At 28.3% G+C, this 12,701-nt stretch carries 9 protein-coding genes and 1 tRNA gene; 1 reads left to right on the plus strand and 9 read right to left on the minus strand.

The window, feature by feature from the left end; translation table 11 throughout:
* Nucleotides 1-122 precede the first annotated feature (122 nt).
* Both ACYUDJ_RS12075 and tsaD read right to left on the minus strand, forming a co-directional pair.
* A complete protein-coding gene (locus ACYUDJ_RS12075) occupies nucleotides 123-3,557 on the minus strand; it encodes a pyruvate carboxylase (RefSeq protein WP_043032548.1) in 3,435 nt (1,144 codons plus the stop codon).
* 459 nt (nucleotides 3,558-4,016) lie between these two features.
* Nucleotides 4,017-5,039 carry a tRNA (adenosine(37)-N6)-threonylcarbamoyltransferase complex transferase subunit TsaD gene (tsaD, locus tag ACYUDJ_RS12080; RefSeq protein WP_003483239.1) on the minus strand — a complete coding sequence of 341 codons (1,023 nt, stop codon included), beginning with the start codon at nucleotides 5,037-5,039 and terminating at the stop codon, nucleotides 4,017-4,019.
* 223 nt (nucleotides 5,040-5,262) lie between these two features.
* Here tsaD and ACYUDJ_RS12085 point away from each other — a divergent pair, with 223 nt between their 5' ends.
* Nucleotides 5,263-5,886 carry a RusA family crossover junction endodeoxyribonuclease gene (locus ACYUDJ_RS12085; protein ID WP_003483237.1) on the plus strand — a complete coding sequence of 208 codons (624 nt, stop codon included), beginning with the start codon at nucleotides 5,263-5,265 and terminating at the stop codon, nucleotides 5,884-5,886.
* Nucleotides 5,887-6,054: 168 nt separating this feature from the next.
* Here the strand turns inward: ACYUDJ_RS12085 and ACYUDJ_RS12090 are convergent, their stop codons facing one another.
* The 7 genes from ACYUDJ_RS12090 to ACYUDJ_RS12120 all read right to left on the minus strand — a co-directional run bounded on the left by ACYUDJ_RS12090 (nucleotide 6,055) and on the right by ACYUDJ_RS12120 (nucleotide 12,693).
* Complete coding sequence (locus tag ACYUDJ_RS12090; protein WP_043032549.1) at nucleotides 6,055-7,311, minus strand: NAD(P)/FAD-dependent oxidoreductase; 1,257 nt, start codon at nucleotides 7,309-7,311, stop codon at nucleotides 6,055-6,057.
* A 321-nt stretch (nucleotides 7,312-7,632) separates the two neighbouring features.
* Complete coding sequence (locus ACYUDJ_RS12095) at nucleotides 7,633-8,238, minus strand: hypothetical protein (protein ID WP_043032550.1); 606 nt, start codon at nucleotides 8,236-8,238, stop codon at nucleotides 7,633-7,635.
* Nucleotides 8,239-8,258: 20 nt separating this feature from the next.
* The gene (locus ACYUDJ_RS12100) at nucleotides 8,259-9,077 is read right to left on the minus strand and encodes a papain-like cysteine protease family protein (RefSeq protein ID WP_003483231.1); all 819 of its coding nucleotides are present in this window, start codon (nucleotides 9,075-9,077) and stop codon (nucleotides 8,259-8,261) included.
* 781 nt (nucleotides 9,078-9,858) lie between these two features.
* A tRNA-Trp gene (locus ACYUDJ_RS12105) sits at nucleotides 9,859-9,934 on the minus strand.
* Nucleotides 9,935-10,111: 177 nt separating this feature from the next.
* The gene (locus tag ACYUDJ_RS12110; RefSeq protein WP_003483229.1) at nucleotides 10,112-11,227 is read right to left on the minus strand and encodes an NAD(P)-binding protein; all 1,116 of its coding nucleotides are present in this window, start codon (nucleotides 11,225-11,227) and stop codon (nucleotides 10,112-10,114) included.
* Nucleotides 11,228-11,321: 94 nt separating this feature from the next.
* A complete protein-coding gene (locus ACYUDJ_RS12115) occupies nucleotides 11,322-11,708 on the minus strand; it encodes a zinc ribbon domain-containing protein (RefSeq protein WP_043032551.1) in 387 nt (128 codons plus the stop codon).
* A 94-nt stretch (nucleotides 11,709-11,802) separates the two neighbouring features.
* Entirely contained in the window at nucleotides 11,803-12,693 is an 891-nt protein-coding gene (locus ACYUDJ_RS12120) for a bactofilin family protein (protein WP_042384197.1), read from the minus strand.
* Nucleotides 12,694-12,701 lie beyond the last annotated feature (8 nt).

Raw genomic sequence — 12,701 nt, forward strand, 5'->3', positions numbered from 1 at the left:
TGTGTTTTTTATTGTATAATAAGTTTATAAGATAGATGAATAAAACTAGTAAAACCCATTATAAACTTCCCATAGTAAAAAGCACCGCTTCCCCAAGCAGTGCTTTTTTTTTATTTATCTAATTATTCTAATTCTAAAAGTAATTGCCCTGACTTAACTTGATCCCCTTCTTTTACTAACAAGTTTTCTACTATTCCTCCAAAACTAGCTACTATATTAGTTTCCATTTTCATAGCTTCTATTACAATCAAGCTATCTCCTTCTTTTATTTTATCTCCTTTATTTACTAAAACTTTTATTACTGTACCCGGTATACTAGATCCTATATGTTTTTTATTTGCAGGATCTGCCATCTTTGTACTATTAGAAGTTATATTCTGTACCATTAAACTAGATTTATCTTTTATTTTTATTTCTCTTCTATTCCCATTTATTTCAAAGACTACTACTCTATTTCCCTCTGAATCTACTTTTCCTATTTCAGATAATTGAACTATAAATGTTTTTCCTTCTTGCAGTTCTATTTCAGCCGTTTCTCCTTCATATAACCCATGGAAGAATACATCACTGCCCATATGACTTAAATCTCCATATTCCTTTAAGAAATCTAAATACTTATCGAAAACCTCTGGATACAATGCGTAACTTATAATATCCTTTTCTGTTGCATCTAAATCATGTTTATCTTTTAAATGTTTTCTTACTTTTTCAAAATCTTCTGGAGGTAACATTTCTCCTGGTCTACAAGTTATAGGTTCTTCCCCCTTTAAAACTAGCTTTTGTAGTTTTTCTGGGAAGCCCCCCATTGGCTGACCCATCATTCCTTTAAAATATGATACAGCTGAATCTGGGAAAGCCATTTTTTCAGCTTTTTCATATATATTTTCAGGTGTTAAATCATTTTTCACCATAAATATAGCTAAATCTCCAACCACCTTTGAAGATGGGGTAACCTTTATAATATCACCAAGCATTTCGTTAACTTTTTTGTACATTTCTTTTACTTCTTCAAATTTATGACCTAATCCAAAGCTTTCTACCTGTGGTTTTAAATTAGAATATTGTCCTCCAGGTATTTCGTATTTATATATTTCTGCAGAGCCTGATTTTAAACCTGACTCAAATTGATTATATACTGGTCTTACAGCACTCCAATAGTCTGATAATCTCTGCATATCTGTTAAATCTAGACCTGTCTCTCTATCCGTATTTTCTAATGCTGCTACTATAGAATTTAAGGCTGGTTGACTTGTAAGACCTGACATACTATTAAAGGCAGTATCTACAATATCAACTCCTGCATGGGCTGCCATAAGTACTGTGGCCACACCATTACCTGTAGTATCATGAGTATGAAGATGTATTGGGATAGATATTTCATTTTTTAATGCCTTTATAAGCTTAACCGCGGCATATGGTTTTAATAAAGCTGACATATCCTTTATTCCAAGTATATGTGCCCCTGTTTTTTCTATATTTTTTGCTAAATCCACATAATATTGTAGGCTATATTTATCTCTATATCCCTCTAGTATATCTCCTGTATAACACATACAAGTTTCTGCTACTTTATTTTGTTTTAAAACTTCATCCGTAGCTACTTCCATTCCTTTTAACCAGTTTAAAGAATCAAATATTCTAAATACATCTATACCTGAATCTGCAGACTGTTTTATAAATTTTCTTATAACATTGTCTGGATAATTCTTGTACCCAACAGCATTAGCCCCTCTTATTAACATCTGGAACAATACATTTGGTATAGATTTTCTTAACTCTTCTAATCTAGTCCAAGGAGATTCTTTTAAAAATCTGTAGGCCACATCAAAGGTTGCTCCTCCCCACATTTCTATGGAGAATAAATCTTTTCCAAGCGCTGATTGAGCCTTAGCTATTTTAAACATATCTATACTTCTCATTCTTGTAGCCATAAGGGATTGATGAGCATCTCTCATAGTTGTATCTGTCAAGAGAAGTTTATTTTGATTTCTTATCCACTGAACTAACCCATCTGGACCTTTTTCATCTAATATTTGTTTAGTTCCTTTTAAGCTTAATCCTTCATCTACAATTGGTATTGTAGGAACATCAAAGTCTTTCTTTATTCCATGAGTTTCATTTACTACCTTTTCGCCTATGAATTTTAATATTCTAACTTCATCATCAGTCTTTGATGTTATTTCAAATAATTCTGGATTTTTTTCTATGAAGTTAGTATCACATTGTCCTTTTCTAAATTGTTCATGATTTAAAACATTTATTAAAAATCCTATATTAGTTTTAACACCATCTATTTTAAATTCCTTTATAGCTCTTATAGATTTTCTTATAGCATCATTAAATGTTCTAGACCAAGATGTGGTTTTAACTAATAAGCTATCATAATATGGACTTATTACAGAACCCGTAAAACCATTTCCACCGTCTAATCTAATACCAAATCCTGAACCTGTTCTATAATCTTCTATTTTTCCTGTATCTGGTGCAAAATTATTAGATGGATCTTCTGTAGTTACTCTACACTGAATAGCATATCCTCTTGTTTGTATAGATTCTTGAGATTTTATACCTACTTCTTCTGAATCTAATTTGTATCCCTCTGCTATTAAAATTTGGCTTTGAACAATATCAATTCCTGTAACCATTTCTGTAACAGTATGTTCTACCTGTATTCTTGGATTCATTTCTATGAAATAATGATGCCCACTAGTATCTACTAAAAATTCTAATGTACCTGCACTTCTATAGCCTACAGTTTTAGCTATTTTTAAAGCATCACTACATATTTCTTCTCTCTTTTCCTTTGGTAGAGCAAAAGCTGGTGTAAATTCTATAACCTTTTGATGCCTTCTTTGTATAGAACAGTCCCTTTCATGTAGATGTACTATATTTCCATGCTTATCTCCTAATATTTGAACTTCTATATGCTTAGGATTTTCTAAATATTTTTCTATAAATATATCATCTATACCAAAAGCTTTTTTAGCTTCATTTTTTGCACTTTTAAAAGAAGATATTAATTCTTCTTCTGTTCTAACTATTCTCATACCTCTACCACCGCCACCGGCAGCTGCTTTGAGCATTATTGGATATCCACAGTATCTTGCAAATTCTAAAGCTTCTTTCTCTGATTTAATTGGTTTTTGAACTCCAGGTATAGTAGGTACACCTGCTTTTTCTGCAACTATTTTAGATTTTATCTTATCTCCTAATTTTTCCATCATATCCGCAGTAGGTCCTATGAACTCTATTCCTGCTTCTTTACATTTTCGTGCGAATTCAGAGTTCTCTGATAAAAACCCATAACCTGGATGTATTGCATCTACCCCTTTTTTTAAAGCCAATTGTATTATTTCTTCAATATTTAAATAAGCATCTATAGGACCTTTATTTTTTCCTATAAGATATGCTTCATCTGCCTTTGTTCTAAATAATGAAAATTTGTCTTCTTCAGAATATATTGCAACAGTTCTAATGCCTAATTCGTGACAGGCTCTAAATACTCTTATTGCAATTTCTCCTCTATTTGCCACTAATACTCTTTTAAATTTGTTCATTGTTATCCCCCTTTTTGTAAATATTGTGCCCTATTCTTAACTACATTACTTTGTAAATTATAGATATACCTTTACATTATATATAATTTATAAAATTTTTTCAATTGAATATTTTTTTTATTTTTCTTTCATTTAACATTTTAGGTTATTACACTTTATAAAAATGATAAAATATTTGAAAATTTACTATCATATTAATATAAACCTAATATAATAATATAATAATTTATCACACTATTCAATGATATAGTAGTATTTTTTCAATATTTTTAACTTATTATTAATTATTTTTTAATATAATTACTACTATAGTATTAATATTTCAAATTGAATACATTTAAAAAAAGACTTCCTTATAAATAAATAACAGTAGATTTCTATTTTAACCTATCGTTTATTTATAAAAGAAAGTCTTTATTATTATCTAAAATCTTACTTATATTGAAAGTTTAATAGCTCCTATCTTTCTCCAAGTTTTAAATTTGGTACAGCATTTATATCTAAAGAAGTCCTTCTCCCTTTAATATATTCAAAATAAGCTGCACTTCCTATCATGGCTGCATTATCTGTACACAATATAAAAGGTGGTATTAGTACTTCTATTCCTTTTTTCTTACACTCTTTTACCAAAGTCTCTCTTAAGCAGGAATTAGATGCTACCCCTCCTGCTACTGCTACCTTATCTACTTTTTTATCCCTACAAGCCTTTATAGTATTATCTACAAGAACATCCACCACAGACTTTTGAAAGGATGCTGCCACATCTGCTCTATTTATTTCTTCTCCTTTCATTTCTTTCTTATTTAAATAATTTAATACTGCTGATTTTATTCCACTAAAAGAAAAATCTAGAGTATCATTATGAAAATTTGCTCTTGGAAATTTTATAGACTCTTCATTTCCTTCTTTTGATATTTTATCTATTTTAGGTCCTCCAGGATAACCTAATCCTATAGCCCTAGCTACTTTATCAAAGGCTTCGCCTGCTGCGTCATCTCTAGTTTCACCTAACACTTCAAATTCACCATAATCTTTCATATAAACTATAAATGTATGTCCTCCTGATACTACTAAACACATAAAAGGTGGTTTTAAATCTTTATATTCTATAAAATTTGCACTTATATGACCTTCTATATGATTTACTCCTATAAGAGGCTTTCCTGTTGCAAAAGCTAATCCCTTTGCATATTGTAGTCCTACAAGTAAAGCTCCTACTAATCCTGGTCCATAGGTTACACCTATAGCATCTATATCCTCTAAAGTAAAATTAGCTTCATCTAAAGCTTCTTGTACTACTGTACTTATAACCTCTATATGCTTTCTTGAAGCAACTTCCGGCACTACACCTCCAAACTTCTCATGAGTACTTATTTGTGACGCTATTATATTAGATAAAACTTCTCTGCCATTAACAACCACTGCCGCTGAAGTTTCATCACAACTACTTTCTATAGCTAAAATATTTATGTTTTCTTTCATATTTCTTACTCCTTTTTATGTAATTAAATATATATTAACTATGTAATTTATTATTCTTTTATAAATCTAAATTACATTATACTTTATTGAATTTATATATTCAAATATAGTTTTGACATAAAAAATTAATAAGTCACAGTTGAAACAAAATCCAATCTATTAAATCTAAATTTTTAATCAAATATGCTATAATAAAATACAGAATAGTAAAAGGAGCTTAAATATGAAAAATTACGCTAAAGTAATAGTTGAAGGGTCACCTATATCTAAATCTAATTTTAAATTATTCAATTTACAAGGACGAGCTATAATGCCATTAAATTCTGGTAAATATCATGATAGATATGCAGTATATGAAGAAAGAATAGCTTATGAGACAAGACTTCAAAATCCTAATACAGTATTGGAAGAATCATTAATTGCAGTATTAAAAGTATATTATAAAAGTGAAAAAAGACATCCTGATACAAACAATATAACTAAAAGTATATTTGATGGAATAGAAAAAAGTGGTCTCATAGTAAATGATGCTCAGATAAGAAGACTAATAATAGAGGAATTTTACGATAAAGAATTCCCACGATTTGAATTAGAGTTATTTGCAGAAAGTATTTTTAAAATGGAATATAATATTATAAAAAAAGAAAATACAGATAAACCAATAAATTATTCTCCTCCTCCAAACAAAAAAGTTAAATTTAATAATAAGAAAGATAAGTCTGTGTTGGTAACAAAAGATAAAATAGTATGTGAAATATGTGGTAAATCCATAAATAAAAATGATATTGTAACAGCAAATAAACAAACAATAATAATCTGTAAAAAATGTCTAACAAAATTATTTTAACAAGATATGTAGACGGATTTGTGTAAAAAGATATTTCCCTAGATAACTCTATTAAGAAAGTATAAACTTTAATATATCATATAAAAAATACACTACATAAGCCATATGTTTATGTAGTGTATTTTTATCTTTAAGTCATTAAAATTAAATCTATTTTAGCTCATTTTTTTATTTTATCCCTATAGTTATCTTTTTTAAATCTTTATAGCTTAACAATTTATCTTTAGATATTTCTATATTAATAATATCTCCAGGTTTTATATTTTCATTTGAACTTAATTTTTCTTTAATCTGATCAAAATAAATATAAATATTCTGATTTTCATATAGTTTATCAAATTTTAATTTTAACTGTACATTTTCTTTTAAATTGTGTAAATTTATAAAATTAGGCAACAAATATTTTATACCTTTATCTGCCCATAATCCTATTCTTTTACCTTCTAAAAAACTTTTCCCTTTAATATATTTAGAAGCGCTTTCCCCTACGCTATACCCCTCTTTTGTTACATTATCCGCAGTATCATATACATGTAGAACATTGCCACAAGCAAATATGCCTTCTACCATGGTTTGGAAATTTTCTCCAACCTTAGGTCCCCAGGTAGATTTGTTTAATTCTATATCTGTTTTTCTTATAATTTCACTATCTCCTCTTAGCTCTACAGATAACATTAAAGTATCACAAGGTATATACATTTCTGTACCTTGTATTGGAATTCTATCCTCATCTACTCTTGCTATAGTAACTCCCTCAACTCTATCTTTTCCTTTTATATTTACAACAGTATGACCTAACTTAAGTGGTATATCAAATTCATCTAAACAGTTCACCACATTATTTTCTGTTCCATAGCAATAAGACATAATTTCAACTACAGCTTTTATATTTGCTCCCTCTAAGGCCATTCTTCTAGCCATTACTAATGCTACATCTCCAGAACCTAATATAACCACCTCTTTACCAGGCATATATCCTTCTATATTTATAAACTTCTGTATGGAACCTGCTGTATATATACCTGCGCACTTACTTCCTGGTATATTTATTGCTCCTTTAGGTCTTTCTCTACATCCTGAAGCTAGTATAATAGCTTTAGCTTTTATACTAAACATTCCATCTTCAGGGTTAACTGCTTTAATACTTTTATCTTTATCTATAGATAAAACCATTGTATCTATTTTATATTCTATATCTAGTCTATTTATTTCATTTATTAATTTTTGAGCATATTCTGGACCAGATAAATTTTCTTTAAATACATGCAATCCAAAGCCTGTATGGATACACTGGTTAAGTATGCCGCCTAAAGAATCTTCTCTTTCTAATATCAAAATGTCATCAATACCTTTATTTTTAGCCGAAATTGCAGCAGCCATTCCTGCCGGTCCTCCCCCTATAATTACTAAATCTATTTCCTTCATTATTAGACCCTCCAGCGCAATGCTATTAATATGAATTTAGATTTAATTCCTATATAATTTTATCATATATATGAAAGAAAATAAAATTACTAATTTTTATGTCATATGAAACAATATTAATTATATTATGCTACACTGCACAAATAAATTTATATAAATAATATATAAAAAGTAACGCACAACAAAAAAATAAACTGCCTCCATTAAGTAGACAGATAAACATTTAAATTTAAACACATTGAACTGGCTCACATGCTTGATAATAACCCTAATTTTTCAACTTTAATTTTAAAATATCTATTTTTTTGCAAATTAGAATATTTACTGCAAATTAGAAATATATTTTTTCATTTGTGACATAAATTCTTTAGAAGAAATTTTTTTACCAGCTTCCATATCCAATACTTTAGAAGCACCTATACTTAAGTATATCTCATCTATATTATTATGAGAAATAACAAATATACCTTGTCCTTCAAATTCAAAATATTTTATATTTTCTTTTGACTTCACATTATTTTTTATATCTTTATATATTTTCATTAAATCTTTACTTCTGTTTTTTCCACCCATTTTTATTGGTCTAACATCGTTTGCCACTACAATTCCTTCTGGTTCATCTTCATTCATCATAAACCATAGCTTTTTATCTGTGCTTTGTAAAAGCTTAGATATGTTTTTTCCGTCACTAGATAAAATATATTTTGTTTCAGCCATGCTGTAAATTGGAAGTGAAAAATCTGAAAGTTGAAGTCCATCTTGATTTTTTTTAGGTAAAATATATTTTGCACTTTGATTTTGTCCTGCTTTATAGTCCTCTAAGGCTAAATTTTCTACTCTATCAGAAGCCATAATATTGTAAGAAGTAATTCCAATAGCACCTATTACTACTCCAGCTAAAACTAAAGTTTTAAATATTTTTATCACAAAAAAACCTCCTTTAAAAATTAATTTCTTCTAAAATTACCTATATAAGCTTGCCATGAAAATTCGGAATTTGCTTTATAGTAATCAAAAGCATAATCAAAATGATCTCCATACCAAGGATCCATAATTTTTATATAGTTTCTTCCGCCATTAGTATAGCATCCATCTAATACTTGAGCATGTCCACCTCCACTAGACCAACTAATCATAGTTTCTAATGGATTCCCATTGCCAATTTCAGATTGAACAGCTAAATAGGAAGGTAGAGTATAGAATACTTGAGCATATAATCCAAAATGATTAGCTGCATTTAACATTTCTCTATCTGTTCCAGTTTGATTTACTAAACCTCCTTTTATATAAGAAACTACTTGTTGTTGAGTTACATTGAAACCATAATGCTGAAGGATTGCGCTAGTTGTAGTTGCCCAACACCAGTTGCTCATTTGTTGTTTAATTTCTGGAACTGTGGCACTTCCAGATGGGTCAGATGGATCAGTAGTTGAAGGCGGATTTCCATCTATTCCTGCTGAAGCAATATAAACTTTTCCATAATTTCTATCTGTGTAAAAGAACCATTTGTTATCTGGTTCACCTGTCCAATAATCATATATGGAATCACCAGTTACCCACCCTTCAAAATTTACAGTTGTGTTACCTGGTATAGTGTAAACTGTTTGGCTATTAATACTTGGCTGTAAACGAACATTGCATCCTATGGGGGCTGTAACGCCTGAAAAATTCACATTTTCAGCACAAACTTTTCCCATACTTGTTTCTTGAAAACCAATTAACAGAAAAGTTAAAGTCATCAAAAATACAGTAACTAACTTTTTCATACATTATACACCCTTTCTTATATTATTTTATTGATAATAATATATCAATAAATATAGGAAGTCAATGCCTTTTTGTGAATTTTTTATATAAATTATAATGAAATTTACAATAATTGAACAAATACACTGTGCAGTTTGTTAATTTTATAATAACTTAAACTATTGATGTATAATTTAAATTTCACAAAATTTTTTAGCATATTTTAGTGTATAATCATATATACAGTTAAATATTTATAACACTTCTTAATTTCTATTTATATAGAATTTTATTAACGCTATCGTACTTTATTTAGACACATTGATTATAATTATCCCGCAAATTATGTACAAACTCCTTTTATAATATACATTGAACCATTCCTGTTTAGCTAATGCTTTGATAACAAAGAATATTTCTTTTTAAATTCAATTCATAGAAAATACAGAACAGTTAAAATTAGATAAACATTAAATTTTTAAAAAGATATCATTAATATTAGTACTTTCATATTCAAGATTTATAGTTTATATTTTTTCTAATAATAAAATATAAGAAATGTTATTTTTATTTTTTGTAAATCTTTTGATGAGTTTAAAAAGAACCACTGACATACAATATGAAAGATTAATTATCATGTTAAAATAAGTGTTTTAAGACTTGAAAAAATTTATATAAGCTAATAGAAAAGCCTAAAGAAATTTTATAACATGTTTAAGAGTATTATAAAACTACCTATATAGCAATTAGTTTTATAACAAGTAAAAAGCCAGCAATCTTTACGATTACTGGCTTTTCTAATGGCAGGGGCACGAGGACTTGAACCCGGAACCAACGGTTTTGGAGACCGCTACTCTACCAATTGAGCTATACCCCTATATTAATGTGCTAAGTTTTAATAAATATTTACTCTCAACCTAGTCACCGGTCTAATGACAAGTATTATAATACATTATTTTTGCAATTATGTCAATATGGAATTTTATTTTTCAACTAAAAATATCCTTTTATATATTTCGATAGCTATTACATAAAAGCGCACTAAATATATTTTCTAGTTTTTAAACTCTTTATAATTATTCCATAATCTCATAATTGGAGTTGATAATTTAAGTATATCAACATTAGACTTATTGCTACATAACTTATCAAATACCGTATCTATAATTTTATTATCTAAATTTTTAACATGAAAGTCTAGCTGATCATCAGTCAAATTTTCCATAAATCTTCTAAAAACCAAAGAATGATTATAATTTTCAAATAAGTGATTAGTAAGTTTCTCATAATTTACTACTCCACAAATATCATATGCTGAATATATTCCTGTTAGAATTGAATTAAATTGACCAAATCCCAATCCAGGTGAAATGCTGCCAAAACAATTACCTACAAAATAGGTATTATCAATTTTAGGTTTATTACATATTCCCATCATATATCTTGTAATTTCAAATTCATCTGTTATATTAAAGTTTTGATCTAAATTCTCACAGGCTAAATTATAGAATTTTTCCCACATATAGTTTATATCTAATTTTATATTACTCGGGTAATCCGGATAAGCCATCACTAAATTAGCTTCTTTTTCAGAAAAAGGGATTAGCCACGCATATCCCATAGGTAGTATATCATAATTAAACCACACATGAGGACTACTTGTTATAAATTTTCCTTCTACAGTTACTCCTTTTATTGTACAAGTTAAATCACATCTATAATTACCTAAGTGAGAAGAATATTCTCCATCCCCAGTAGCTAACACTACATAATGAAATTCTTTACATAAATCTTCATATTCATAGTTTGAATTAAAATTAATATCACACTTTACTTGTTTTTCCAATTGACTTTCATATGAATTTTTGTGTCTGCCTCTTATATTTGTATATCCAATTTCCCCATCAATAGTACCAAGTTCATTTTTAGAATGAACATATAATTTATTAACTTGATCTATAGGTTTTAAATTTATATGATAATTTTCTGCTATGTAATGTATGCAATCTTTAACAGGCTTATTAAGAATATTAAACATTGCTTCACCATTAATAAACCTGTCACCTACTCTATTTCTTTTTTCAAAAATAGTTGGTGTAATTCCATACTGTTCTAATATTATGGCACAAGAAAGTCCAGATATTCCAGCTCCCATTATAGCAACCTCCATTTACAACACCTCCTATATCGTATAGTATAAACTGAAATAATCTCTCTATACATTATAGTAAATTGAAATAGAGTAACCATAACCTTATTCCTTTTTAAAAATATAACTTTTCCCCACAATGTGGACAATATTTAAAAGAACAATTTATCGCTCTTCCGCAATTACTACAAATCATTGTATCATTATTATCACTTGAACTTTCTGTATATATTTCCTCTAAGTGAATATTGTTAAAGCTTCTCTCTACTTTAACCCTATCTAAGTTTTCCTTTGATATAGCATATATAGTATTACAACATCTAGATTTTAAATAATACTTTTCTCCCCACTTAATAAGTGGTATAAAGAAAAAATGAAAAACATTATAGGTTTTTATCACAGTGTACCTACTTAAAATACCACATTTTTTACAAACCAAATTTTCAAAATCCTCGATTTCTTCTTGTTTTGTATTTATACCAAATATACCAAAGAAGAACATAACTCTTCTCCTTTCATATTAACATATATAATTTACCAGTAAATTATATATGTTAATTTTACCAACTTTTAAATAACGTAATTTTAATTCAACTTTAATGTTTCCAAAAATCATTCCAATCATCATTGGTATTTAGCCTTCTCCAGGGTCTAAAACTGCCAAACTTACTTCTTATAGGTATACCAATGCTTAGTGGAAATATAAATAATATAATAACAGCATGACCTAACCCTAAAAAGATTACACTCCTTATTACTTCATAAAAGACTACACCAACTAATATAGAAGTCATAGGAGATACCTTTGATTTTAAAAATCTTTTTCCTACATATAGGCACATAGATGTAAATCCCACAAGAAAAGTTATTATGAACACTATTGCTACTATTGGGATCAATATAATGCCTACTATACTAAATAATAAAGTAATCAACAGCATAGCAATCAATATTATAGTACCATATCCATAGATCAAACTTTTCCCCAATTCCTTATCTATAGCAGATGCCATTCTCATTTCATTATAGGGCATTAAGTTATATGTTATAATGCACAATATAAATAATAATATAGCTGATGCTACTCTACTATGATCAAATTTAGTGCTTTCTATATTTTTATTACTATTTATAAAAGGAATCTTGCTTTTTTTAAATCTTTCTTTTATAGTTCCTTTTATGATTCCTTTTGAACCCTTTGTAACTCTTCCACCTATAGCTGTTGCATCTCCTGTAACTTTGCCATTTATATATACATTTCCACCTATAGAAGTTACATCTCCATTTACAGTTCCATTTACATATATATCTGATCCTATACTTATAACATCAGCATTTTCCACTTTATCTGGCTGAATATATATATTTTTATTTAACTTAACTACCCCTTCTGTAATCATATATGTACTATTTGCTTTAACATTTCCCATAGGAATAAGCAATATAACTAACAGTACACCAACTATGTAGGAGTATATTTTTTTCAATACAAACA

It is taken from the genome of Clostridium sp. CTA-6, assembly GCF_054768115.1.